Here is a 24,379-nt window from a genome sequence, read left to right as displayed (position 1 = left end):
GAAAGTGCGGCCTTTCCAGCAAAGGGGCAGAGACCCCGCCGACGGGAACAGAATATTCTTCTTCAATGAAGCCGCTCCCTGGTGAGCCCGAAACTGGGAAATGAAGTTGAAGAGCCTTACGGAATTCAAATACATGACCTTCGACGTGGTCGGCACGCTGATCGACTTCGAGTGCGGGATCAAGGACTGTCTCGCCAGAATCGCGGACGAGGCGGGCGTCGATATGGATGGCGAACAGGCACTGACGCTCTATCGCGCCGCCCGCTATTCCGAGGACGCGGACCTCTTTCCCGACGATCTCGTGCGGGTCTATCTCCAGATCGCGCCGAAGCTCGGCCTGCCGGCAGAAATGCACTATGGCGAGCGGCTGCGGGACTCGGCAAAGGACTGGAATGCCTTTGCGGACAGCGCCGATGCCCTGGCGCGGCTTGCGAAGGATTACCGGCTCATCGCCATGACCAACGCCCGCCGCTGGGCCTTCGAGTATTTCGCACGCGAACTCGGCAACCCGTTTTACGCCGCCTTTACCGCGGACGACACGGGTACGGAAAAGCCGGACCCTGCCTTCTTTGAGAAGGTGTTCGATTTCGTCGCGTCCGAAGGCAATTCCAAGAACGACATCCTGCACGTCGCCCAGAGCCAATACCACGACATCGGCATCTCGCGGGAGCTCGGCATGACCAATTGCTGGATCGAGCGCCGCCATGCGCAGAAAGGCTACGGTGGCACCATCGAGCCAGCCGAGTTCACGAAGCCGGACTATCACTTCACTTCCATGGCCAGTTTCGCCGATGGCGTGGCTGAAGCGCGCAAGTGATCCATTCAACGGATCGGGTCCAAGCCCACAGGAGAAGGGCAGCCCGCCAACTGAGAAGGGGAATGACATGACAGACAAGATCACCAACTGGACCAGGTCCGACGACGCCATGGTCGAAAGCGCCATCCGACGTGGCGCTACCCGCCGCGAACTGTTGCAGATGCTGCTCGCGGGCGGCGTCGCCATGTCGGCCGGCGGCGTCCTGGCTGGTCGCGCCGGCCAGGCGATTGCCGCAACGCCGGTCGCCGGTGGCGCCTTGAAGGCTGCCGGCTGGTCGTCCTCGACCGCCGACACGCTCGACCCAGCCAAGGCGTCGCTCTCGACCGATTACGTCCGCTGCTGCTCCTTCTACAACCGCCTCACCTTCCTCGATAACACCGGCACGCCGCAGATGGAGCTTGCCGAAACGATCGAGTCCGGTGACGCCCAGACCTGGACGGTCAAGCTGAAGAGCGGCATCACCTTCCATGACGGCAAGCCGCTCACCGCAGATGATGTCGTCTTCTCGCTGAAGCGCCACCTCGACCCGTCGGTCGGCTCCAAGGTTGCGAAGATCGCCGCGCAGATGACCGGCTTCAAGGCGGTCGACAAGCAGACGGTCGAGATTACCCTTTCCAGCCCGAACGCCGACCTGCCGACCATCCTGTCGCTACATCACTTCATGATCGTCGCCGACGGTACGACCGACTTCTCCAAGGGCAACGGCACCGGCGCCTTTGTTAGGGAGCTCTTCGAGCCGGGCGTGCGCTCGATTGGCGTCAAGAACACGAACTACTGGAAGTCCGGCCCGCACGTCGATTCCTTCGAGTATTTTGCAATCAGCGACGATAGCTCGCGCGTCAATGCGCTCTTGTCCGGCGACATCCACCTGGCCGCCACGATCAACCCGCGCTCCATGCGCCTCGTCGAGAGCCAGGGCGACGGCTTCGTGCTGTCGAAGACCACCTCCGGCAACTATACGAACCTCAACATGCGCCTGGACATGGAACCCGGCAGCAAGCGCGACTTCGTCGAGGGCATGAAGTACATCGTCAACCGCGAGCAGATCGTCAAGTCGGCGCTGCGGGGCTTGGGTGAAGTCGGCAACGATCAGCCGATCTCGCCGGCCAACTTCTATCATAATGCCGAGTTGAAGCCGCGGGCCTTCGATCCCGAGAAGGCGAAGTTCCACTTCGAGAAGGCCGGCGTGTTCGGCCAGTCGATCCCGGTCGTTGCTTCCGAAGCGGCCACCGCCTCCATTGACATGGCAATGATCATCCAGGCGTCCGCGGCCGAGATCGGCTTGAAGCTCGATGTCCAGCGCGTTCCCGCAGACGGTTATTGGGACAATTACTGGCTCAAGGCACCGGTTCACTTCGGCAACATCAATCCGCGCCCGACGCCGGACATCCTGTTCTCGCTGCTCTACGCTTCCGAAGCACCCTGGAACGAGAGCCAATACAAATCGGAGAAATTCGATAAAATGCTGATCGAGGCACGCGGCTCGCTCGACGAGGAGAAGCGCAAGGCGATCTACCATGAGATGCAGGTGATGGTCGCCAACGAAGCCGGGACCATCATCCCGGCCTACATCTCCAACGTCGATGCGCTCACGGCCAAGCTTAAGGGCCTGGAGCCCAACCCGCTGGGCGGCCAGATGGGCTATGCCTTCGCGGAGTATGTCTGGCTCGAAGCCTGATGAAGCGAAAGGATCGGGGGCTGCAGCCGCGCCGCTGCAGCTCCCGACCCTACCGAATTTAGCTTTATGCGAAAGGGAGCGCGCGTGAACAACCGGGTTCTTTCCCTTGTCATGAGCAGATTGCTCATTGCCCTGATCACTCTGGTGATCGTCTCCTTTGCCGTCTTCTTCGCGACGACGCTGTTGCCCGGAGACACGGCAACCATCCTGCTCGGACAGGCTGCCACGCCGGAGGCCGTCGAAGGCCTGCGCAAGGCCATGCATCTCGACGAGCCGGCAATCTTCCGTTTCCTGCGCTGGATCGTCGGTCTTGTCCAGGGCGACCTCGGCACCTCCTATGCGAACGAAATGCCGATTGCCGATCTGATCGGCGGGCGCTTCATCAATACGTTGAAGCTCGCCGGCGTCACCGCGCTTTTCTCGGTGCCGATCGCGCTGACACTCGGCATCAGCGCCGCGATGCTACGCGGTTCGATCTACGATCGAACCGTCACTGTAATGACGATCGGCGTCATCTCGGTGCCGGAATTCATGATAGCGACCTCGGCCGTATTGGTCTTCGCCGTCTATCTGAAGTGGCTTCCGGCACTCTCCTTTGCGCACGATGTCCACAGTCTCTCCGACATGCTGCGTATCTACGCCATGCCCGTTATCACGCTCACCTTCGTCATCTCGGCTCAGATGATTCGGATGACGCGTGCGGCGGTGATCGAGACGCTCAATACGCCCTATGTCGAGATGGCTCTGCTCAAGGGCGCCTCTCGCCCGCGGATCGTGCTGCGCCATGCACTCCCGAATGCGCTCGGGCCGATCGTCAATGCGGTTGCCCTTTCGCTTTCGTATCTGCTCGGCGGCGTCATCATCGTCGAGACCATCTTCAATTATCCGGGCATCGCCAAGCTGATGGTCGATGCCGTGGCGACCCGCGACCTGCCGCTGATCCAGAGCTGCGCCATGATCTTCTGCCTTGGCTATCTGCTTCTGATCACGACGGCGGACATCATTGCCATTCTTTCCAATCCGAGGCTCCGATGACAATGACCACTTCTGAGACCACTTCCGAGCGGATGTCCGGATCCCGGTTTGGCTATCGCTTCAACATTGTTGGAATGATCGGTCTGTCGGTCATCTTCTTCTGGGCCTTGGTTGCGATTTTCGCACCGCTGATCATCCCCTATCCCGTCGGTGAGATCGTGGACCTAGACTACTTCGGCCCGATGAGCGCCGATTTCTGGCTCGGGTCCGATTATCTGGGCCGCGACATGCTCTCGCGCATCCTGATGGGCGCCCGCTACACGGTCGGGATTTCGCTCGCGGCAGTCACGATCGCCTGCTTCAGCGGCGTGGTCCTCGGCATGATCGCAGCAGTCGCCGGCGGTTGGCTCGATACGGTGCTCAGCCGCTTCCTCGACGCCCTCAACTCGATTCCGAGCAAGCTCTTCGGCCTCGTGGTGGTCGCCGCCGTCGGCTCCTCCATTCCCGTGCTGATCCTGACACTCTCGGTGATCTACATCCCTGGCGCCTATCGCTTCGCCCGTGCGCTCGCCGTCAACATCAATACGATGGATTTCATCACCGTCGCCCGCATCCGCGGCGAGAGTACGCTCTATCTCATCCGCGCGGAAATCCTGCCGAACATCGTTGGCCCTGTGCTCGCTGATCTCGGCATCCGCTTTGTCTTCATCGTACTCCTGCTCTCTGGCCTCTCCTTCCTCGGCCTCGGTGTCCAGCCGCCCTATGCCGACTGGGGCGCATTGGTGCGGGAGAACATCGGGGGCCTGCCCTTCGGTGCACCGGCGGTGATGGCACCCTCATTTGCAATCGCCAGCCTGACGATCAGCGTCAATCTGCTGATCGACAACCTGCCCCAGAAGATCCGCGATCGGAGCGAATGATGGCCAAGCTCGTAGAAATCCGTGACCTGAAGGTCGAAGCCACCACCGATTCCGGCCGACGCGTCGAGATCATCAAGGGCGTCAGCATCGACATCGCCGAGGGCGAGATCGTTGCTCTGATCGGCGAGAGCGGCTCGGGCAAGACGACGATCGCGCTGACGCTGATGGGCTATGCCCGCCCGGGCTGCCGCATCGCCGGGGGCAGCGTATCGCTTGCCGGCAAGGACATGGTCACTCTATCCGAAAAGCAGCGTGCAAAGGTCCGCGGCACAGAGGTTTCCTATGTACCGCAATCCGCCGCCGCTGCCTTCAACCCGGCAGCCACCATCATGGACCAGGTGATCGAAGTCACCCGCATCCATGGGCTCATGCCGCCGGAGGAGGCGCGCAGCCGCGCGGTGGACCTTTTCCGGGCCTTGTCGCTGCCCGAACCGGAAACGATCGGCAGCCGATATCCGCACCAGGTCTCCGGCGGACAATTGCAGCGCCTTTCCGCTGCCATGGCTCTCATCGGCAATCCCAAACTCGTCATCTTCGACGAGCCGACGACGGCGCTCGACGTGACGACGCAGATCGAGGTGTTGCGGGCCTTCAAATCGGTCATGAAGCAGGGCGGCATTGGCGGCGTCTACGTCTCGCACGACCTTGCGGTCGTTGCCCAGATCGCCGACCATATCGTTGTCCTCAAAGGCGGCGAGGTCCAGGAAGCCGGCACCACCGAAGAAATTCTCACGAACGCCAAACATCCCTACACGCGCGAACTGCTTGCTGCCTTCGAGCCGAAACGGCGCCAGGCCGCGCAAGCGGCTACCGCTCCGACGCTGCTTCTTGAGATCGAGGGCCTTGTTGCAGGCTATGGACAGACCCAGGCTGACGGTTTGCCGCTCGTCCGTGCGGTCGAAAATGTCAGCCTCAAGGTCGAGAAGGGCCGCAATCTTGGCATTATCGGCGAATCCGGCTGTGGTAAGTCGACGCTCGCCCGCGCCATCGCCGGCATCCTTCCGGCCGCTGCGGGCAACATCGTTTTCGATGGCGTGAAGCTCGACCAAAGCGCCCGCCAACGCAGCCGGGAGCAGTTGCGCGAGATGCAGATCGTCTTCCAATACGCTGACACTGCGCTCAACCCGGCAAAATCCGTCGAGGATATTCTTGCCCGTCCGCTGACCTTCTATCACGGCATGAACGCCAAGGCGCGCAGCGCCCGCATCGACGAGCTGCTCGATATGGTGCGCCTGCCGCGCAACCTGCGCCATCGCCGGCCAGGCGAGCTGTCCGGCGGCCAGAAGCAGCGCGTGAACTTCGCCAGGGCGCTCGCCGCCGATCCGAAACTGATCCTCTGCGACGAGATCACCTCGGCACTCGACACCGTGGTTGCCGCCGCGGTCATCGAGTTGCTTAAGGAACTGCAGCGCGAACTCGGCCTCTCATACATCTTCATCAGCCACGATCTGTCTGTAGTGGAGGCGATCTGCGACGAGATTGTGGTGATGTATGGTGGAAAGAAGGTCGAGGAAATCACCCCCGCCACGGTCAAGGCACCACAGCACCCCTATTCACAACTGCTTTTCTCCTCCGTTCCGAAACTCGACCCCACCTGGCTTGATGGTCTCGAGCAGGACCCTGAGTTGGTGCGAGCCTATTGCCGGCGATAGAAGGCGGAAACGCCCCTCATTCGCCTGACGGCACCTTCTCCCCGCAGGCGGGAGAAGGGACTCGCGGCGAAGCCGATTCCCACTCAATGTAAGCAACGTTGCGGTAGGGAAACACGGGTGCCGCAGCTTTGTCCCCTCGCCCTGCTTGCGCGGAGAGGCTCAGGGTGAGGGGCGAATCGCGAGCGTCAGCCCGCGCAACCCAGCGAAATTTGGGGACGCAAGACCAAACTAAAGCCGAAACAGACTCGTCAGCGGCATGTGCGCCTTGACGATGGGCGACTTCAGCACGACGAAACTGAAATATTTGTCGATGCCGACATCCATATCGGTTAGACGCTCCATGATCGTCTGGTATTCGCCGATGCCGGCGGTGACGAATTTCACCAGATAGTCGTAGCCGCCCGATACCAGGTGGCACTCGATGACCTGGTCGACCTTCTCGATTGCCGCCAGGAAACGGGCAAAGTCGATCTGCCGATGGTTCTTCAGCGTAATTTCGGTAAAAACCGTCAGCGTCTGGCCAAGCTTACCCACGTTGATCTGCGCGGAATAACCCTCGATATAGCCTTCCGCCTGCAGCTTCTTCACCCGCATCAGGCAAGGGCTCGGTGACAGGTTGACGAGTTCGGCGAGCTCCACATTGGTAATGCGGCCATTCTTCTGCAACTCGTACAGAATTTTTATATCGATCCGGTCGAGCTTCATCCGTGTGCCTCCGCCTGTTGAGAGGGGTCAACCTGGCAGCACATTATGCTGCTCTACTTCCGACACTGACCTTAACATATTGGTGGAACGTGTCGATTACGTTTCGTGCAATGCGCCGAAGCAGAAAGGGCTGCAACCTCCCTGCAAGACGGAATTTTCTACTGTGGATGTCCATCTCTCCGGCAACGCCTTAGGCGCGAAAAGGCTAGACTGGACGCAAATGGAGACAATGCAATGCCCGCACCGCTGAAACTCGTCGACACAACGCCGACCCTTCCTGCAGCCGCCGATGCGGTGGTGATTGGCGGCGGAATTGTCGGTGTTTTCACGGCCTACTATCTTGCCCGGCGCGGATTGAAGGTGGCCCTTGTCGAAAAGGGGCGGATCGGTGCCGAGCAGTCGAGCCGGAACTGGGGCTGGTGCAGACAGCAGAACCGCGACGCCCGCGAACTGCCAATGTCGACGAAGAGCCTCGACCTCTGGGAGAGTTTCGCGGAAGAGAGCGGCGAGGATACCGGATTCCGGCGCTGCGGCCTCTTCTATCTGAGTGACAGCGAGGAGGAACTGGCCGGCTGGGCACGCTGGCGCGACTTTGCCCGCACTGTCGGCGTCACTACCCACATGCTGGATGGCGCCGAAGCGAGCGAACGCGGTCGCGCGACCGGGAAGACCTGGAAGGGCGGCGTCTTTTCCCCGACAGACGGCACCGCCGATCCGGCAAACGCCGCACCGGCCGTCGCGCGAGCGATCCTGAAGCTCGGCGGCACCATACATCAATCCTGCGCGGCCCGCGGCATCGAGCTCGAAAGCGGGCGCCTATCCGGTGTCGTAACCGAACACGGCACCATCCGCACGAAGACGGCCGTGCTCGCCGGCGGTGCCTGGGCCTCCTCCTTCTGCCGTCAACTCGGCATCCGCTTCCCTCAGGCCTCCATCCGCTCGTCGATCCTCTCCGTCTCCCCGGGCGCTGCAAATCTGCCGGACGCGCTGCACACGGCCGCGGTATCGGTGACCCGCCGCGGCGATGGCGGCTACACACTGGCGATCAGCGGCCGCGGCCGCGTCGATCCCACGCCGCAGCAGATGCGCTTCGCACCGCAATTTTTGCCGATGTTCCTTCGCCGGTGGCGCAGTGTTGCACCCGGCGGCATAGAGGGAATCCGATCCGGTCACGAGACCCTCGCCCGCTGGCCGCTCGACCGGCCGACGCCGATGGAACGCATGCGGATCCTCGATCCGGCGGTGGACAAACGCACGATACGCCTGACCCACGCGCGAGCACTGGAACTGCTTCCTCCCTTGAAGAATACCCATGTCACCGCGGCGTGGGCCGGCTATATCGACAGCACTCCGGACGGCGTCCCCGGCATCGGGGAGACCAACATACCCGGTTTCATCCTTGCCGCCGGCTTCAGCGGCCATGGCTTCGGGATCGGGCCCGGCGCCGGCCATCTAATCGCCGACATCATCACCGGTGACGAACCGATCGTCGACCCCCGCCCTTATCATCCGGACCGCTTCCGCAAATCCGCCTGGGGCAAGGTCGCTGATTTCTAGGGAGAGCGTTTAGCCGCCCACCGGAGTGGACGGTCAAGCCCAGATCAAGCGCGTTGTGTACCCCGCACCCGATCACTTGTCGCCGCGCGATCCCATTTGCCATTGCGGGCCCGGCGCCTGTGCATCGCCTCTGCTCGGCAGGCGGCTGTAAAACGCGGAGCAGCAGCATGCCTCATCGCCGTAGGAGAATACAATAGTAGTGCGGAACTGGAACTGGCGCTCATGCCTCGCCGTGATCTGCGTTGACGGCGGTCGGCGCGGTGGCACGATCCGCAGGCCAGACGCGCGTTGCGACGAGAAACCCGCCCGTTGCCATGACGGCAAGCATAACGAAGGTTGTGGACATGCCGGTAGCCGCGCCCGACAGCCCCGCCGTTAGATAGGCGACAAACCAGCATGCATGGGTCAGGGAGAACTGTGCGGCGAAAAGCACCGGTCTGTCGGCCTTTCCAGCCGTGCGCGCGACAAGTCGGCCCGCTGGCGTGAGAATGAGCGAGTAGCCGGCCCCGAGCCCGAACCAGAAAACGAGGAGGACTGCATAGCTGCCGACCAGCGGGCCGGCTATCAGACCGCCCAGGCAAAAGCAGGCACCCGCGAACATAATGACGCGGACGGGAAGGCGCTCGAGCAGAGCTGGGATCGCGACGGCAGCCGTCATCGAGCCGCCGCCGAATACGGCAAGCGCCAGCACTGCGAATTGCGACTCGAGCGCAAGATCGGACTGTACGAGGACAACGGTATTGACCAGCACCATGGCACTTGCACAAGCGGCGCTGAAGGTAAGGGCAAGAAGGCCCTTGAGCATCGGCGTGCGCACATAGAGGCGAATGCCCCGGGCCGCCCGGGCACCGATGCCGAGTTGCGAGGCGAATCTCTGCGTTGGGATCGAAGCGGATGCCAGCAAGGCCGCTGAAGCGATAAAGCCGCCAAGGGTCGCTATGAACAATCCGTTGATTGGAACCAGGCTCAGCAGGAGGAGTGCAATGAGCGGGCTCGCGACCGTCTCCATATCATAGGAGAGCTGGGTCAGCGCCAAGGCCCGGGTGTAATCGCGCTCATTCGGCAGAATATCGGGAATGGCGGCGCGAAGGCTCGGAATGAGCCCCGCGGAGGCCGAGTGCAGAAGCACGATAAGAAGATAGATCTGCCAGATTTCGGTGACGAACGGGAAAGCGAGCATGACCGACGCGCGCGTCAGTTCGAGACCGATCAGAACGCGGCCCCGGGGAAATCTCTCAAGGGCGGCGGTGATGAAGGAAGAAAGACCGACGGTGGTCAGTGTCTTCAGAGCAAGGGCGATGCCGAGCACCGCCCCCGCGCCTGCGCCTGCGATTTCATAGGCCATGAGCCCAAGGGCAACCGTTGCCACACCGGCGCCGATCAGTGAAATGACCTGGGCAAGATAGACGGCACGGAAGGTCGGGTTGGCGAGGACACTGAGCATCTGAGGCGCCTGCAAGCTTCTGGATTCCGCCGGGCTCACGCGCATGCTGCGCCTGCTGACGCAGGGACTGAAATGCGCGGGGAGAGATTGCGTCGATGTGGGATCGCCCAGGTCAGAAGCCCGCGCGATCCCAGGATGAAGTTATTCGACGGAAAGATCCTTGGTCATCAGGTAATAGACCAGAGGATGCATCTCGTAGTTCTTCACGCGCTTGGCGCGAGCGTCGAAGGAGGTCTCGTTCACCAGATAGACGGTAACCGCCTCATCGAAGAATTTCTTGGCAAGCTGCGCATAGATCTCGTAGCGCGCCTGCGGGTCGATGAGCGAGGATGCCTTCTCGATCAGTGCATCGACGTCTTCGGAGCAGTAATGCGACATGTTGTAGCTGCCGCCGCAGGAATAATCCGCCGTGAGAAAGCCGAATGGGTCGGCAATGTCCGTTAGATAGCCGCGCGACATTAGCGCCATGTCATAGTCGCCGGACATCATCTGGGGTTCGATCGCAGTATACTCGGCCACGCGCAGATTGACCTTGATGCCAATCTCACCAAGTTGCGCCTGGATGATGGCACCAACGTCCTTCAGTTCGGTTCTTGATGTATAGGCCAGAAGTTCAAGCTGCAGTTGCCCCGGCCGGATGCCGGCCTCCTCCAACAACGCCTTCGCTCGCGCGGGGTCGTAGATCGGCTCGATGCCCTTTGGTGCCCATGGATCGTCAGGCGAGAAGGCAGAAGCCGCAGCCGTCACCGTACCTTCATAGACGCTGGCGGCAATCGCCTCGCCGTCAATCGCGGCCTGGATGGCCTGGCGAACGCGGACATCGTTAAGCGGTTCCTTCTTGTTGTTGAGCAGCAATTCGGTCACGCGCGGAGTTTTCAGCCGTATCAGTTCGATCCCCTGCGCCCCTTCCAGTTGCTTGACGCCATGGGGCGGGATCAGACGCGCGATATCGGCTTCGCCGCTGCGAACCTGAGTCATGCGGGTATTGGCATCGGGGATGAAAACCACCATGCCTCCCTCGAGCGTGGGCTTGCCGCCCCAATAATTGTCATTGCGCTTGAATTTCAGATACTCCTTGGGTTTGACTTCGACGATCTCGAAGGGGCCGGTGCATCGGCCGACAGGATCGATCGTTGCGCCCTGGTAGGCGGCCGGCGACAGGATTGTCGTGTTGGGTGCAGCGAGCTGAGCCGGAAGCAGGACCGAAGGGGTATTGGTGGTGATGCGGACGACCTTCTCCCCAACCGGTTCCACGGACTTGATCAGTTTCGGCGAGAAGGGCCGCGCCGGCATTTCTGCGGCGAGCAGATGATTCAGCGCGCCGGTCACGGCCTCGGCCGTCAGAGGCGCACCGTCCTGGAATTGTACGCCATCGCGCAGCGTGAACTCCCATATCGTCGGTTCGACCTGCTCCCACGACGTGGCGAGACCCGGTTCAAGCTGCAGTTGCCAATTGAGGCGCACAAGCGTCTCGAAACAGCCGGCGCGGCTACCAAGGTAAGAATCGTCGCTGGCCATCTGCCAATTCGTCTGAACCGGCTGGAAATCGGCATAGGTGAGCGTTTTGTCTTCCTGGGCAATGGCGCTGGCGGACAATGTCGTCGCGCATAACGCCGCAAGTGCATATCGCTTCATTTCCTGTTCCTCCTCCTATTTTGTTTCGTATCGACCTGTTACGTCATGTCGAACGTGACGGGCAGACAGCGATGCGCTGCCATTCGGCATGACAGCGCACCTCCCTTCATTTCGCCCTCCTTTGGGCTGGGCCGGCCTCTGGTGACTTTCCAGGCTGCAATTCCCGCCAGAAGTGGCAGCGCACCTGATGGCTTTCGCTCGCCGCCTCGAATTCCGGCTCGGCCTGTGAGCACTTCGCCTGCGCGTGGGCGCAGCGGGTGTGGAAGCGGCAGCCGCGGGGCGGGTTGAGGGGGCTCGGTAGGTCGCCGCGCAACTGAATCTCCGGCGCATAAAGCCCCGTCCGATCGAGCATGGAAGCGGCAATCAGGGCCTTCGTGTAGGGGTGGCGCGGCGTCTTGAAGAGCGCATCACGATCGGCGACCTCGACAATCCGGCCCAGATACATCACGGCGATGCGGTCGCAGATGTGGCGCACCACCCTGAGATCGTGAGAGATCATCAGCATGGTCAGGCCGTGGCGGCGCTTCAGATCCGTCAACAAGTTCAGGATCTGCGTGCGCATCGAGGCGTCTAGCGCCGATGTCGGCTCGTCGCAGATCAGGAACCGCGGCTCGAGGAGCAGTGCCCGGCCGATGACGACGCGCTGCAATTGTCCGCCCGAGCATTGCCTAGGGTAACGTTCATAGAAGCTTTCATCCAGGCCGACTTCCGCGAGCATGCGCATGACCTTCTCACGGCGCTCCTCGCGCGTTGCGACGCGGTGCTGCGCGAGCGGCGCCTCCATGCTCGTGCCGATCCGCATACGCGGGTCGAGCGCCCCGAACGGGTCCTGGAAGACGAGTTGCACGGTGCGGCGAAGGCGCTTCAGATCCTCGCCGCTGACGTCCGCAATCTCATGCCCCGCTATTTTTACTTGGCCACTCGTCGGCGTTGTCTGGCGTGTCAACAGGCGAGCGATCGTACTTTTGCCGCAGCCCGACTCGCCGACAAGGCCAAGCACTTCGCCTTGTCCAATAGCAAAAGAGACACCGTCGACCGATTTGATCGAGAACGACCGGCTGAGGAAGTAATGCTTCGCGAGGTGCTCGACCTCGATCAGTGGCGGTTGAATGTCCGCCTGGGCGTCCCTGGTAACGGTCTGCCAAAGCGTGTAGCTGTTCATGCGGCCGTCTCCTTCTCGGCTTCGACGGCCCAGCAGCGCGTCACATGGCCATCCGGATCAGGTTTGAGCGCCGGCTCTGACCGCATGCAGCGGCCGGTGAGGCCGTGCTGCGACGCCGCACTGCAACGCGGATGGAAGCGGCAGCCGCAGGTCAGTTCTCGTGCATGTGTCCCAGAGCCGGGGATCGACAGCAATTGCCCTTTCGGATCGGGAACAAGCAATGAGCAGCGCATTAGCGCCTGCGTATAGGGGTGTTGCGGCGACTGGAGCACCGCCTTCGCCGGTCCCTCCTCGACGATCCGCCCGGCATACATCACCGCGACCCGGTCGGCGAGCGCGGCGACAACCGCGAGGTCGTGGGTGATGAGCAGCGTCGCCAGGTTGCGCTTGCGTCTCTCCTCGTCGATCAGCCGCAGGATCTGGGCCTGCACGGTGACGTCGAGCGCGGTCGTCGGCTCGTCCGCGATCAGCATATCCGGATCCCCGCTCAGTGCTGCCGCCATCATGACGCGTTGCGCCATCCCGCCGGAGAGCTCGTGCGAAAAGCACCGCGCCCGCACCGCCGGGTCAGGGATTCCGACGTCGCGCAGGAGGTCGAGCACCCGACTCATGGCCGCCCGGTGCCCGAGGCCACGATGCAGCCGCAGCGGTTCGGCGATCTGGGCGCCGACCCGCGAGGTCGGATCGAGCATCGCCTGTGGCTGCTGGAACAGCATCGCCATGCGCCCGCCGCGCAACCGATTCATCTGCCGGTCCGCCAGCGACAGGACGTCCTCGCCGTCGAAGCGGATGCGCCCACCGGTAATCGCGCCGCCAGCTGGCAGCAGCCGCATGAGCGACAGCGCCGTCATGCTCTTGCCCGAGCCCGATTCACCGACCAGCGCCAGAACCTCGCCACGGTCGAGCGTCAGGCTGAGCCCGTCGATCACCGGCGCCGATTGGCCCGGAAAGGCGACCTTGAGATCCTCGATCACCAGCAACGGTTCGTTACTTTTATTCATCGCCTGAGTCTCCATCTCTGGCTTCGATCTCCAGCCCGTGCCCGATCCAGGTGACGCTGAGCGCGGCCACGAAGATCGCCAGGCCCGGCGCGATCATCAAGATCGGCAGCCGCTCCACATAGGGCTGTGCATCGGCGAGCATCAGTGCCCAGTCGGCCGCTGGCGGCTGTACGCCGAGCCCGAGGAAGGAGAGCGCTCCAACCGTGATCAGCTTGTGGCCGAAACGCAGGAAGCTGACCGCCGCGATCGGACGGATGATGTTCGGAATGACGTGGCGGAGGATGATGAAGGACCGGCTGCATCCCAGCACCTCCGCCGCCCGAATATAACCCTGAGCATTGACCGCCAGGGTCAGCCCGCGGGCTAGCCGCGCAAACGGTGTCCAGCCGATAACCGTGAGAGAGGCGATCAGCGTCGCATAGCCGGGGCCGAAAATGGCAACCAGGAAGATTGCCACCACGACGTCCGGGATCGAGATCAGAACGTCGATGATGCGCATTGATATCTCATCGAGCAGACTGCCTTGGACGCGTCCGGCGACGACGCCGATCAGCGTGCCGATGGCAAAGGACAGCAAAACTGTGACCATGGCGATGGTTACGGTGAAGCGACCGCCAACAAGGAGGCGGCTGAAGAGGTCGCGCCCGAGATGATCCGTCCCCAGCCAGTGCTCCGCACTCGGCGGCGACAGCCGTGCAATCAGGTTCTGCACGGCCGGATCATAAGGAGCGATCCACGGCGCCAGGATGAGCGTTATCACGAGCGCCACCAGGATCACGATCCCTGTGCGGAACGTCCAATGGCGCCCGCGGAGGAACTGCCACAGCCGCAGTGCGGCCGGATACCTGAGCCGCATCGGCAGAAGCGAACTGGCAGACACACCTTGTGAAGTGTTGTCAATGCGCATGACCGGACCTCACTGCCGGGTTGAGCACGACATAGAGCATGTCGGCGATTGTGTTGATCAGGATCGACAGCGCCACGATGGACACGAAACCGCCTTGCAGCATCGGGACGTCGCGATTGATGACAGCCTCATAGAGCAGCCGCCCCATGCCGGGGATGGCGAAGATGACCTCAATCACGACCGAGCCGCCGAGGAGTCCGGCCAGCCACAGTGCAAAGAAGGTGACGATGGGCAACGAGCCGTTGCGCAGGCCGTGGTGCATGACCGTTTGGCGCATGCTGAGGCCGCGGCTGCGCGCTGCAGTGATGTAGGGAGCCTGCAGCACATCCATCATGGCGGCCCGGGTCACCTGCGTGAAGTAGGCCATCGGTCGCAGCGACAGCACCATGGCTGGCAGTACCAGCGAGCTCCAGCTCGTCCAGCCGGCCGACGGCAACCATCCGAGGTAAAGCGCGAAAACGAGAATGCCCATCGGGGCCAGCCAGTATTCCGGGGTAGCCACGAAGGTCTGGACCATCAGCGTCGTGGCGCTGTCGACCGTCCCGCCCGGCCGTGTTGCCGCCAAGGTGCCGAGCGGTATGGCGACGGCCGCCGCAATTCCGAGCGCTGTCAGCGCCAACGTGATCGATACGCCGAGCGCCCCTCCGATCTCGGAGGCAACGGGCCGGCCGCTTGCGAACGAATAGCCCAGATCGCCCTGGACCGCCTGCCACAGCCAAGCGCCGTATTGGACCGGCAGTGGCCGGTCGAGACCCAAATGAACGCGCATCGCTTCAACGGCGGCAGGATCGACAGCAAGGTCGCGAACCCGTGACATCAGGATCGTCCGCGCTGGATCGCCACCGCTCACATATGGCACGAGGAAAGCCATGAGCGAGACGCCGAGGAGCATCAAGCCGAGAATTAAGAGACGTTGGAGCAGTCTTGTCCACATGCTGTCCTCCCATGTTCACGCAACGGGCGCGAGTTGCCCCGCCGCCACCGTGCACCGCGAAGAAGGAACCCCTCCGCAGCCAGTTTTCCGAGGCGCTCTCTCAGCGTTCCCAGTTCCGGTGAGCCTGCCCCTCCTCTGGCATGGTGGGCTCACTGGCTGACTGCGGTCTTTTGGTGAAGGCCACGCTGGACCCTCGCCTATGCCCCTTCAATCGGTCGTCACCTCGATTACTAAAGGCTAATATAAAACTTGAAGAACTATGTGCTAATTCGAAGTATTGAAACAGAATTTCCTACCAAAAAACAATTCACATAATATCTCGTAAATATAGTCCCAACAAAATCCTCTGAAGCAGTCCAAATTTATTCCATGGTACCGCCAGATTCTCCGACGTCTTCTGATATGTCTTGCAGTGTATACCGTTACAATTCATACTTCAGCGTCGTCATCATTCCTCCGTTCATATGGTAGAGATGGTGGCAGTGCAGAGGCCACTCGCCTGGGTTCACTGCATCGAAAGCGACCGTCACGCTACCCTGCGACGGCACGAGGACTGTGTCGCGCATCGCGCCCGGGAACCGCCTGCCATTGATGGCAACCACCTGAAAGTGATGGCCGTGCAGATGCATGGGGTGTGCCATGGTGGTGTGATCACGGAACGTGATCTCGACGCGCTCGCCCTCGGACACCGAGAGCGGTGCATTTTCGCCGTGCCTCTTGCCGTTCAGCATCCAGACATAGCCGGGCGCCTCAGTGATAGCGACCGTGTGCTCCCGGTCGGCTCTGCGTCCCGCCAGTGGCTGCACAGCCCGTAATTTCCCTTCGAGCGCGAGCCCTACGGCCGCGGCGGCTTCCGCTGCTTCTCCGCCGAGGCGTTCTATGGCGCCGGACGTGGTAGCCAGTATGAAACCGGTACGCTCGCGTCGTCCTTCGCGGATGGCAAAGATCGGCCACGCGCCTTCGTTCTTCGGCAGGTCCAGCGCGATATCGAGGCGTTGCGCGATGGCGAATTCGAAACGCTTTCCGCGGACCGGCTCGACCGGCATTCCGTCGACGGCGATCAGGCGCCCCTCGAGCCCGCCAAGGTCGATCCAGAAGTTTGTCGCGGCAGCGCCGTTGATCAGGCGCAGGCGCACCCGCCCGCCGCGCTCCACCCGAAAGACCTCAGGATCATCAAGCGTGCGGTCATTGGCGAGGAAGGCGTCGTATTCGACATCGTTCAGGTGCGCAGCCCCGGGGACGGCAACATCACTTCCGCCCGAATGCCCGCCAGCGGCGGCCGGCGTCGGAGCACCATGCCCCATCGCGGCGTGGCCCATTTCGCCGTGGTCCATGGGCGCGGTCTGTGCCTGGTCGGCCTGCCCACCACCCTGCAGGCCGGCCAGCACCTCGGCCGGATCGCGGAACGTGAAATCGTGAAAGAGGACGACGACCTCCTGCACGTCTTTCCGAGCGTCGGCAGGATCGCGCACGATGAGCGGCGCGGCCAAAAGGCCCTGCTCCTGCAGGCCGTGATGGGAGTGCATCCAGTTGGTGCCGGCCCGGGTCAGGGGGAAGTCATAGTCGTGCGCGGCGCCCGGGAAAAGCAGTGCCTGCGAGACTTCCGGAACGCCGTCTTGCTTCCACGGAGGGGTCAGGCCGTGCCAATGGATCAGCGTCTCCTCGTCGAGCCCGTTTTCCAGCCGTACTCGGAACGGCTTGCCGACCTCCGCGACCAGCCCGTGCGTGCCATCAGCCTGCGTTAGGCCGTAGACCGTGGCCGCGCGGCGCTTCACCTCAATGGTCCTCCGCCCTGCCTTGAGCAGCGTTGCCGGCCCGGCGAAGGCGGGTCCTGCCGACATCAGCCATGACGGACCGGCAGCTGCGATGCCCGCGGCCGCAAAAGACGTGAGGAACCGACGACGTGAAAGCTGTGGCATTTTCATTTCTGATCTCTCCCGAAAAGGCCGCTCACTGGATTTCCTTCTTCCGGCGCACGGGATCGACGCCGCCAGCGCCAAAGCGCGTCAGGTCCGCGTGCCTGGCCTCGACCTCGATCGCGCCCGCCAAATCCTCGAGGATCGGGCACTCTGGATGTTGATCGCCATGACAATGCTCGGCCAGATGCTTCAGCGCGTCGGTCATTGCCTGCAACTCCTGGATCTTCCGCTCTAGTTCCGCGATGTGCTCGCGCGCGATGCGCTTGACATCGGCACTGGCACGGTGGCGATCCGACCACAGCGCCATCAGCTGCGTGAGTTGATCCATGGAAAAGCCGAGATCCCGAGCGCGCCGAATGAAGCGCAGCCTGTGCACATCATTGTCGCGATAGATGCGGTAGCCCGCGTCGGTTCTGTGCGCTGCCGGGATAAGCCCGATCTGCTCGTAATAACGGATCATCTTGGTGGAGACACCAGACTCTTTGGAGACATCGCCAATGTTCATTTCACATCCTCCAACTCGTGATCCGCCCGCGCCGCCTCAGGGGTGAAGAACACATCGAGATGAAGTTCGTCCCGCTGAAGTCCACGATCGAGAAGGACCGGCGTCACGCTGTCGGCCATTGCCGGCGGGCCTGCCATGTAGGTTTGCCAACCGTCGAGGTCCTGCAGATCCTCCGCAATGGCTTGGGTCACTGTGCCCGTGCGGAAACGAACCGAATGCTCGACCTGCGAAAGCACCGGGATAAAGGCCAGGTTCGGATGATGCTCGCACAAGGTCCGAATGTGATCCGTGAGATAGAGGTCCCGCTCCTGCCGCACGCCGAAGTACAAGTGAATAGGCTGCCGAAACCCATGGTTCAGAGCCGTCTCCACGATAGACTTGATCGGCGCCATGCCGGACCCGCCGGCGATGGCCAGTATCGGCCCGGTATGGCGGTGGCGCAGGAACGCGCTGCCGAAGGGGCCGCGTACCGTCACCTCGTCTCCGACCGCCAACGTGCTGGCGACCCGCTCGCTCGCCGCGCCATTGGGGATGCGACGTATGTGGAACTCTAGTTCTCTTTCGCCCGGCTGGTTTGCCATGGAGTAGTCGCGCATCGGTGCGCCCGGAAAGGAAAGCTGCGCATATTGCCCAGCGCTGAAGGCGAGCGGCATGCCGCCTTTCGGCAAAAGTCTCACCCGCTTTATATCATGCGTGGCGTCATCCAGCGAGATGACCTTCGCTTTGAAGGCCTGCACCGGATGATCCGCCCGGTCCTCTTCCCTGCCCAGCCAAGCGACCGTCGCATCTGTCCTCGGTTGTGCCCGGCACGCCAGGATAAGCCCCATATCGCGCTCTTCGGGTGTCAGGGCAAAAGGCGTATGCGGCAACAAGTCGACCTCACCTTCGATCAATCGTGACTTGCAGGAACCGCAGCGACCCGAGCGACAGCCATGGGGGTAGGCAATGCCGTGCTCCAGGGCTGCTTGCAGGATGGTGCGTTCCTCCGCTACCGATATCTCCCGGCCCATCTGGCGGATTTGAACCGACTTTGCCATTGCAATACCTCCTGCCGACCCGTCGCTATTCCGCCGCAGCCAGGCGACCGTTCCCGTCAGCCCGCACCGCATCGAATTTCATCGGAGCCCGGAAACGCTTGAGCCGCAGCGCATTTCCCAGAACGAACACACTGGACAGCGCCATGGCACCGGCTGCGATCATTGGCGAGAGCATCAGGCCATAGGCGGGAAACAGCGCGCCGGCCGCTACCGGGATCAGCACCGTGTTGTAGGCGAAGGCCCAGAACAGGTTTTCCTTGATATTGCGGATCGTCGCCTTTGAGAGGGCGATGGCATTGGGCACGCCCCGCAGATCGCCGGACATCAGCACGACATCAGCGCTCTCGATGGCCACATCGGTGCCGGTGCCGATCGCGATGCCGACATCGGCGGCCGCCAAGGCTGGCGCATCGTTGATGCCGTCGCCCACAAAGGCCACCTTGCGACCACCCGCACGCAGATTTTCGAGCGCTTGGACCTTTCCGTCGGGTAGCACCTCGGCCACGACCTCGTCGATCTTCAGCCGGCGCGCGATCGCCTCGGCCGTCCTCCGATTATCGCCGGTGATCATCGCGACCTTCACCCCAAGCTCGTGCAACCGATTGACCGCCTCGATGGTCGTCTGCTTGATCGGGTCCGACACGGCGATCACCGCGGCAATCTTCCCGTCCACGGCTGCGAATAGCGGGCTCTTGCCCTCGTCGCCGAGCCGACCGACTTCGTCGGCGAATGCCGACACATCGAGTCCGAGCTTCGCCATCAGCCGGTCCGCACCGACATGGACCTTGCGTCCCGCTACCAGCGCCTTGGCGCCGAACCCGGGAGTGGCATCAAAATCTTCCACCGGCGGAAGAACGAGTTCGTCGCGCTTGGCTGCAGCGACAATGGCTTCGCCGATCGGGTGCTCCGAGCGCGTCTCGACCGCAGCCACCAGCCCGAGTACCTCATCGCGGCCGAAGCCCGCGGCGGGAATGAGGTCGGTGAGTTCGGGCCGGCCCTTTGTGAGCGTGCCCGTCTTGTCCATCGCGATCACATCAGCGCTCTTGAGGGTCTGCAGCGCTTCGCCCTTGCGGAACAACAGACCCATTTCGGCCGCACGGCCCATGCCGACCATGATGGAGGTCGGTGTGGCGAGACCCATGGCACACGGGCAGGCGATGATGAGCACGGCCACCGCGTTCACGAGCGCAAAGCTGAGTGCCGGCGTCGGACCAAAGAAAAGCCAGACGAGGAAGGTGGCGGCGGCCGCAAGCATCACTGCGGGAACGAACCATGCCGTGACCTTGTCCACCAGCGCCTGGATCGGCAGTTTCGCCCCTTGAGCCTGCTCCACCATGCGGATGATCTGCGCGAGCACGGTATCGGCACCCACCTTTGTGGCCCGGAATGTGAAGGCGCCGGTCTTGTTGATCGTGCCTCCGACTACCCCCGCGCCCGAGCTCTTTGCAACCGGGACGGGCTCTCCGGTGATCATGGATTCGTCGACATAGGACGACCCCTCCACCACCTCGCCGTCAACCGGCACCTTGTCGCCTGGCCGCACGACCAGGAAGTCTCCGACCTGCACCTGATCGAGCGAGATCTCGACCGTCTCGCCGTCGCGCACGACCCTCGCCGTCTTGGCCTGAAGGCCGACGAGGCGTTTGATCGCTTCCGACGTGCGGCCCTTTGCCCGGTTTTCAAGATAACGGCCGAGCAGGATAAGTGTCACGATGACTGCAGCTGCCTCATAATAGACATTCGCAGTGCCGCGGGGCAGGACTGCCGGCGCGAAGGTGGCGACTGCGGAGTAGCTCCAGGCAGCCGCGGTACCGAGCGCGACAAGGCTGTTCATGTCCGGTCCCCCGCGCAGGAGAGCGGGCACGCCCTTGCGGAAGAAGCGGAAGCCCGGCCCGAAGAGCACGATGGTTGCCAGCACCATTTGCAGGTACCAGCTCTCCTGCATACCGATATGGAGCATGACGAAATCGTGAATCGCAGGAACGAAGTGCGAGCCCATTTCTACGACGAAGATGGGAAGAGTTAGCACGGCTGCGAGTGTCAGGGCCCGGGAAAGGCTGCGCGCCTCCCGATCGCGGGCCTCGGCCTGTAGGTCCTCCGGGTTCTCAGCGGCCACCGGCCGCGCGCTATATCCCGACTGCTCGATCGCTGCGAGCAGGTCCTGAATACGGACCATGCCGCCAGCGGCGCTAACGAGAGCCCTCTCCGTGGCAAGGTTCATCGTGGCATCGAGCACACCCGGTACCCGTTTCAGCGCCTGCTCGATGCGCCTGACGCAAGAGGCACAGGTGGCCCCCTCGACCGCGAGCTCCACGCTTTCAGTTCTGGCGCCATAGCCGGCGTTGCGGATCGCGCTGAGGACCTCTGCGATGGCGACCGGTTCAGTGAAGCTGATCTCAGCGCGCTCCGTCGCCAGATTGACCGAAGCGGACTTTACGCCCGGGACGGCCCGGATGGCCCGCTCCACCCGACCGACACAGGAGGCGCAGCTCATGCCCACGACATCGACTTGGATCGGTGTTTGAACGTTCATGTTCGCAGTCGCCAGGTTCATGGCCGCTCCTCCGAAAATTGCGACTGCACTCGTTTCTACGGCTTCCAACGATGGGAAAGTCAAGCAAGAAAAAACAGAAATCAGACGGCCGCCAAAAAAAATCAAAAAGGGGCTTGACCTTCCAGCCGTTGGAAACTGCAGGATGCTGCTATCGCTAACCAGAAGGAGAACATTGCCTATGTGCGGAGAACATCAGCATGACGATAATGCCGCCCGCGCCTGCGAAACCACAGCTTCGGGCGCTCGGTTCAAGGTGGAGGAAATGACCTGCGACCACTGCGCCGGAACGATCCGTAAAGCCTTCGAGAAGACAATGCCTGGGACAGCGATCTCTATCAATCTGGCGGCCAGGGAGGTCACTGTTGATGGAGACGCGGCGGTGGCCGTACAGACCATTCGCGCGGCAGGATACGAGCCCCGTCCGATCGCCTGAACGCGATAGCTGCTCGGCGAGGGCCTGGCCCGACCAGCGGGGGCAAGGTCGCCGATTTCCGCCAGCGCGGATCCAATCAAGGCAAATATGTTAGCTGTACCTTGCAGGCCGCCGAGCGATCGCCGGCCTGCTCGAAGGCGCGGACCGCCTCGTCGAGCGGAAAGGCGTGGGAAATGATCGGCCTGACATCGATGTGACGCGTCGCGATCAGGTCGACCGCACGAGCGAATTCCGCGTCGAAACGCTGCGAACCGACAAGCCGCAATTCCTTGCCGACCAGCGCGTTGAGCGGGAGTGCGATATCGCCGGTTACGCCGACCTGGACGATCAGGCCGCGCGGCCTGACCGTGGCGATCGTGCTTCGGAGCGCCGGCTCCGCCGCGGAGCACTCGAAGGCGACGTCGAACCGGCCCTTTTCCGCTTCGAAGGGTGCAAGCGCCATCGGATCAAGTCGGACATTGAGAGCCTTCGTCGCGCCCATTGCCATCGCGCGTTCGAGCGCGGCATCGGCGAGATCGGAGACGACGATCGTCTCGGCCCCTGCATGGCGGGCGGTGGCAACCAACAGCACTCCGATCGGCCCTGCGCCGGTGACAAGGACATGCTTGCCGCTGAGATCGCCGGCCTGCGCTACCGCGTGAAGGCAGACGGCCAGCGGTTCCGCGCAGGCGGCCTCGTCCGCACCGGCGAGGCTTCCGGCCGGAAAGCACTGGCTGGCCGGAACAATCAGCCAATTGCGAAACATGCCTTGGACATGCGGCAAGCGCATCGCGCTCCCCATGAACCGCATGTTCAGGCAGTGAATGGAAAGATCCTCCCGGCAGAAGCGGCAGTGTCCACAAGGCTGGCTCGGATTGACCGCCACGAGCGCACCGACTGCTAGCCCGGATACATTCGGCCCGAGCGCAGCGACATAGCCCGACGCCTCATGGCCTGGAATGATCGGTTCGCGCACCCGGACGGGGCCGAAGCCGCCGTCCTGATAATAGTGGAGATCAGAACCGCAGATGCCGCCAGCCGCCATCTTCAGCAGCACCTCGCCTTCGCCAGGTTCGGCAATGTCGGCCGTCTCCACCCGGAGATCGCGCCGGCCATGGAGCCGCGCGAAGCGCGTACGTATCGTCGCTCTCCCCATCAGCGCACGAGTCCCACCATGCCCGGGAGCCACAGGGTCACCGCCGGGACAAAGGTGATCAGCAGCAGCGCGATGAAGAGCGGCAGGAGCCAGGGCAGGATCGCCATCGTCGTCCGTTCGACCGAGAGTTTCGCTACGCGCGACAGCACGAAGAGCACCATGCCAAGAGGCGGGTGAAGCAGGCCGATCATGAGGTTCAAGGTCATGATCAGCCCGAAATGGACCGGATCGATGCCGAACTGGGTCACGAGCGGCAGCAGAATCGGCACCAGAATGGTGATCGCCGCGATCGTGTCCAGGAAGCAGCCGACGAACAGCATCAGCAGGTTGACCAGGATCAGGAAGACCCATTTGTTGTCCGTGATCGTCAGGATCGCCCCGGAGAGCAACTGCGCGGCCTGGCTCACCGTCAGCAGCCAGGCAAAGATGGAAGCCGCCGTGACGATGAAGAGCACCGAAGCGGTCGTCTCGATCGTGTCGAAAGTCGCCCGGGCGAGCATGGACATGGTCATGCTCCGGTAGCGCACCAGCCCCAAAAACAGCGACCAGAGGACCGCGGCAACTGCGGCCTCAGTCGGCGTGAACCAGCCCATTGTCATGCCGCCGATCAGGATCACTGGTGTCATCAAGGCCATGACCGCGGAAAAGTCGAAATACCAGTCGAGCGCAAGAAGCGCGACGAGTGTAAGGCCGACGGCGACGTTCATCGAAAGGCCGGCGGACATCAACAGATAGATCACGAGCGGCACCGACAGTACGACCACGACCTCGAGGGAAGCCGACAATAGGCGCTTGATCTCGAAGGGCGTGTCGGAGCCCCAGCCGCGCCGATAGGCAAGGATGGCGACAGTCAGCATCATCAGCGCCGTCATCACCACGCCGGGCACGATTCCCGCCATGAACAACGCCCCGATCGAGACATTCGCCATCATGCCGTAGATGACGAAGGGGAGCGACGGCGGAAAGATGGGCCCTAGCGTCGCCGATGCGGCGGTAACTCCGACCGCCGCCTCAACCGGATAGCCGTGATCCTTCATCGCCTTGATCTCGATCGTGCCGATGCCGGCCGCGTCCGCCAGCGCCGTGCCCGACATGCCGGAGAAGATCACCGAGCCGATGATATTGACCTGCGCGAGCCCGCCCTTCATCCAGCCGACGAGCGCGACGGCGAAAGAATAGATGCGCCCGGTGACGCCGGCTGAGTTCATCAGGTTTCCGGCGAGAATGAAGAACGGCACCGCAAGCAGCGGAAAGCTTTCCACGCCGGCAATCATCCGCTGTGCCGCGATGATGTCCGGTGCGACGTTATAGAAAACGAGATAGAGGACGGATGCCACGGCCATGGAGATGGCGACGGGCACGCCGATCACCATCAGCACCAGAAAGGAACCGACAAGCAGCAGCATGGA

The 24,379-nt window shown here is 62.5% G+C and carries 20 protein-coding genes; 7 read left to right on the top strand and 13 right to left on the bottom strand.

The annotated features are described in order from the left end of the window. The first annotated feature begins 100 nt into the window (after window positions 1-100). From SJ05684_RS21575 to SJ05684_RS21555, 5 genes are all read left to right on the top strand, one after another. Window positions 101-817 (top strand): HAD-IA family hydrolase, encoded by a 717-nt coding sequence (locus tag SJ05684_RS21575; protein ID WP_034858024.1) that lies wholly within the window; start codon window positions 101-103, stop codon window positions 815-817. Between the two features lie 67 nt (window positions 818-884). Beyond that, window positions 885-2,495, top strand: coding sequence for an ABC transporter substrate-binding protein (locus tag SJ05684_RS21570; RefSeq protein ID WP_034858025.1), 1,611 nt, complete (start codon window positions 885-887; stop codon window positions 2,493-2,495). 84 nt (window positions 2,496-2,579) lie between these two features. Next, window positions 2,580-3,530, top strand: a complete 951-nt coding sequence (locus tag SJ05684_RS21565) for an ABC transporter permease (protein WP_034858027.1) — start codon at window positions 2,580-2,582, stop codon at window positions 3,528-3,530. Then, a complete protein-coding gene (locus SJ05684_RS21560) occupies window positions 3,527-4,390 on the top strand; it encodes an ABC transporter permease (RefSeq protein ID WP_034858029.1) in 864 nt (287 codons plus the stop codon). The genes SJ05684_RS21565 and SJ05684_RS21560 overlap by 4 nt, the downstream gene beginning before the upstream one ends. Beyond that, window positions 4,390-6,042, top strand: a complete 1,653-nt coding sequence (locus SJ05684_RS21555) for an ABC transporter ATP-binding protein (RefSeq protein ID WP_034858031.1) — start codon at window positions 4,390-4,392, stop codon at window positions 6,040-6,042. Before SJ05684_RS21560 ends, SJ05684_RS21555 begins: the two co-directional genes overlap by 1 nt. Before the next feature lie 228 nt (window positions 6,043-6,270). On the opposite strand, the gene SJ05684_RS21550 is transcribed toward SJ05684_RS21555, so the two are convergent. Further along, window positions 6,271-6,747 (bottom strand): Lrp/AsnC family transcriptional regulator, encoded by a 477-nt coding sequence (locus tag SJ05684_RS21550; RefSeq protein ID WP_034858032.1) that lies wholly within the window; start codon window positions 6,745-6,747, stop codon window positions 6,271-6,273. A 234-nt stretch (window positions 6,748-6,981) separates the two neighbouring features. On the opposite strand from SJ05684_RS21550, the gene SJ05684_RS21545 reads away from it, so the two are divergent. After that, the gene (locus SJ05684_RS21545; protein ID WP_034858035.1) at window positions 6,982-8,304 is read left to right on the top strand and encodes an NAD(P)/FAD-dependent oxidoreductase; all 1,323 of its coding nucleotides are present in this window, start codon (window positions 6,982-6,984) and stop codon (window positions 8,302-8,304) included. A 220-nt stretch (window positions 8,305-8,524) separates the two neighbouring features. Here the strand turns inward: SJ05684_RS21545 and SJ05684_RS21540 are convergent, their stop codons facing one another. The 10 genes from SJ05684_RS21540 to SJ05684_RS21495 form a co-directional block, all read right to left on the bottom strand. Continuing rightward, window positions 8,525-9,748 carry an MFS transporter gene (locus SJ05684_RS21540; RefSeq protein WP_157212001.1) on the bottom strand — a complete coding sequence of 408 codons (1,224 nt, stop codon included), beginning with the start codon at window positions 9,746-9,748 and terminating at the stop codon, window positions 8,525-8,527. Between the two features lie 141 nt (window positions 9,749-9,889). Further along, entirely contained in the window at window positions 9,890-11,383 is a 1,494-nt protein-coding gene (locus SJ05684_RS21535) for an ABC transporter substrate-binding protein (protein ID WP_034858038.1), read from the bottom strand. Between the two features lie 106 nt (window positions 11,384-11,489). After that, a complete protein-coding gene (locus tag SJ05684_RS21530; protein ID WP_050980150.1) occupies window positions 11,490-12,545 on the bottom strand; it encodes an ABC transporter ATP-binding protein in 1,056 nt (351 codons plus the stop codon). Further along, window positions 12,542-13,546 (bottom strand): ABC transporter ATP-binding protein, encoded by a 1,005-nt coding sequence (locus tag SJ05684_RS21525; protein ID WP_083846245.1) that lies wholly within the window; start codon window positions 13,544-13,546, stop codon window positions 12,542-12,544. The genes SJ05684_RS21530 and SJ05684_RS21525 overlap by 4 nt, the downstream gene beginning before the upstream one ends. Further along, entirely contained in the window at window positions 13,539-14,453 is a 915-nt protein-coding gene (locus tag SJ05684_RS21520; protein WP_085939137.1) for an ABC transporter permease, read from the bottom strand. Before SJ05684_RS21520 ends, SJ05684_RS21525 begins: the two co-directional genes overlap by 8 nt. Continuing rightward, window positions 14,443-15,387 carry an ABC transporter permease gene (locus SJ05684_RS21515; protein ID WP_034858042.1) on the bottom strand — a complete coding sequence of 315 codons (945 nt, stop codon included), beginning with the start codon at window positions 15,385-15,387 and terminating at the stop codon, window positions 14,443-14,445. The genes SJ05684_RS21520 and SJ05684_RS21515 overlap by 11 nt, the downstream gene beginning before the upstream one ends. A 422-nt stretch (window positions 15,388-15,809) precedes the next feature. Continuing rightward, on the bottom strand, window positions 15,810-17,306 hold the full coding sequence (locus SJ05684_RS21510; RefSeq protein ID WP_034858129.1) for a multicopper oxidase family protein: 1,497 nt from the start codon (window positions 17,304-17,306) through the stop codon (window positions 15,810-15,812). Between the two features lie 31 nt (window positions 17,307-17,337). Next, window positions 17,338-17,811: a Cu(I)-responsive transcriptional regulator gene (gene cueR, locus SJ05684_RS21505; protein ID WP_034858043.1), complete on the bottom strand. Its 474-nt coding sequence runs from the start codon at window positions 17,809-17,811 to the stop codon at window positions 17,338-17,340. After that, a complete protein-coding gene (locus tag SJ05684_RS21500) occupies window positions 17,808-18,848 on the bottom strand; it encodes a 2Fe-2S iron-sulfur cluster-binding protein (protein ID WP_095694339.1) in 1,041 nt (346 codons plus the stop codon). The genes cueR and SJ05684_RS21500 overlap by 4 nt, the downstream gene beginning before the upstream one ends. A 25-nt stretch (window positions 18,849-18,873) precedes the next feature. Continuing rightward, a complete protein-coding gene (locus tag SJ05684_RS21495) occupies window positions 18,874-21,402 on the bottom strand; it encodes a heavy metal translocating P-type ATPase (protein WP_085939138.1) in 2,529 nt (842 codons plus the stop codon). Between SJ05684_RS21495 and SJ05684_RS30515 the strand changes: the two genes are divergently transcribed. Next, window positions 21,380-21,835 (top strand): heavy-metal-associated domain-containing protein, encoded by a 456-nt coding sequence (locus tag SJ05684_RS30515; protein WP_244426702.1) that lies wholly within the window; start codon window positions 21,380-21,382, stop codon window positions 21,833-21,835. The genes SJ05684_RS21495 and SJ05684_RS30515 overlap by 23 nt on opposite strands. Before the next feature lie 76 nt (window positions 21,836-21,911). Here the strand turns inward: SJ05684_RS30515 and SJ05684_RS21485 are convergent, their stop codons facing one another. Both SJ05684_RS21485 and SJ05684_RS21480 read right to left on the bottom strand, forming a co-directional pair. After that, the gene (locus tag SJ05684_RS21485) at window positions 21,912-22,970 is read right to left on the bottom strand and encodes an L-idonate 5-dehydrogenase (protein ID WP_034858047.1); all 1,059 of its coding nucleotides are present in this window, start codon (window positions 22,968-22,970) and stop codon (window positions 21,912-21,914) included. After that, entirely contained in the window at window positions 22,970-24,376 is a 1,407-nt protein-coding gene (locus tag SJ05684_RS21480) for a TRAP transporter large permease (protein WP_034858052.1), read from the bottom strand. The genes SJ05684_RS21485 and SJ05684_RS21480 overlap by 1 nt, the downstream gene beginning before the upstream one ends. Window positions 24,377-24,379: the final 3 nt, after the last annotated feature.

It is taken from the genome of Sinorhizobium sojae CCBAU 05684, from assembly GCF_002288525.1.
Classification (GTDB): Bacteria; Pseudomonadota; Alphaproteobacteria; order Rhizobiales; family Rhizobiaceae; genus Sinorhizobium; species Sinorhizobium sojae.
Note: the sequence above shows the minus strand (reverse complement) of the source record. Positions and strands in the feature narration are given on the sequence as shown.

Coding starts and splice junctions, on each gene's coding strand:
- SJ05684_RS21575 (WP_034858024.1), top strand. CDS start 101: ATGAAGTTGAAGAGCCTTACGGAATTCAAATACATGACCTTCGACGTG.
- SJ05684_RS21570 (WP_034858025.1), top strand. CDS start 885: ATGACAGACAAGATCACCAACTGGACCAGGTCCGACGACGCCATGGTC.
- SJ05684_RS21560 (WP_034858029.1), top strand. CDS start 3,527: ATGACAATGACCACTTCTGAGACCACTTCCGAGCGGATGTCCGGATCC.
- SJ05684_RS21555 (WP_034858031.1), top strand. CDS start 4,390: ATGGCCAAGCTCGTAGAAATCCGTGACCTGAAGGTCGAAGCCACCACC.
- SJ05684_RS21550 (WP_034858032.1), bottom strand. CDS start 6,747: ATGAAGCTCGACCGGATCGATATAAAAATTCTGTACGAGTTGCAGAAG.
- SJ05684_RS21545 (WP_034858035.1), top strand. CDS start 6,982: ATGCCCGCACCGCTGAAACTCGTCGACACAACGCCGACCCTTCCTGCA.
- SJ05684_RS21540 (WP_157212001.1), bottom strand. CDS start 9,748: ATGCTCAGTGTCCTCGCCAACCCGACCTTCCGTGCCGTCTATCTTGCC.
- SJ05684_RS21535 (WP_034858038.1), bottom strand. CDS start 11,383: ATGAAGCGATATGCACTTGCGGCGTTATGCGCGACGACATTGTCCGCC.
- SJ05684_RS21530 (WP_050980150.1), bottom strand. CDS start 12,545: ATGAACAGCTACACGCTTTGGCAGACCGTTACCAGGGACGCCCAGGCG.
- SJ05684_RS21525 (WP_083846245.1), bottom strand. CDS start 13,546: ATGAATAAAAGTAACGAACCGTTGCTGGTGATCGAGGATCTCAAGGTC.
- SJ05684_RS21520 (WP_085939137.1), bottom strand. CDS start 14,453: ATGCGCATTGACAACACTTCACAAGGTGTGTCTGCCAGTTCGCTTCTG.
- SJ05684_RS21515 (WP_034858042.1), bottom strand. CDS start 15,387: ATGTGGACAAGACTGCTCCAACGTCTCTTAATTCTCGGCTTGATGCTC.
- SJ05684_RS21510 (WP_034858129.1), bottom strand. CDS start 17,306: ATGCCACAGCTTTCACGTCGTCGGTTCCTCACGTCTTTTGCGGCCGCG.
- cueR (WP_034858043.1), bottom strand. CDS start 17,811: ATGAACATTGGCGATGTCTCCAAAGAGTCTGGTGTCTCCACCAAGATG.
- SJ05684_RS21500 (WP_095694339.1), bottom strand. CDS start 18,848: ATGGCAAAGTCGGTTCAAATCCGCCAGATGGGCCGGGAGATATCGGTA.
- SJ05684_RS30515 (WP_244426702.1), top strand. CDS start 21,380: ATGTTCGCAGTCGCCAGGTTCATGGCCGCTCCTCCGAAAATTGCGACT.
- SJ05684_RS21495 (WP_085939138.1), bottom strand. CDS start 21,402: ATGAACCTGGCGACTGCGAACATGAACGTTCAAACACCGATCCAAGTC.
- SJ05684_RS21485 (WP_034858047.1), bottom strand. CDS start 22,970: ATGGGGAGAGCGACGATACGTACGCGCTTCGCGCGGCTCCATGGCCGG.
- SJ05684_RS21480 (WP_034858052.1), bottom strand. CDS start 24,376: ATGCTGCTGCTTGTCGGTTCCTTTCTGGTGCTGATGGTGATCGGCGTG.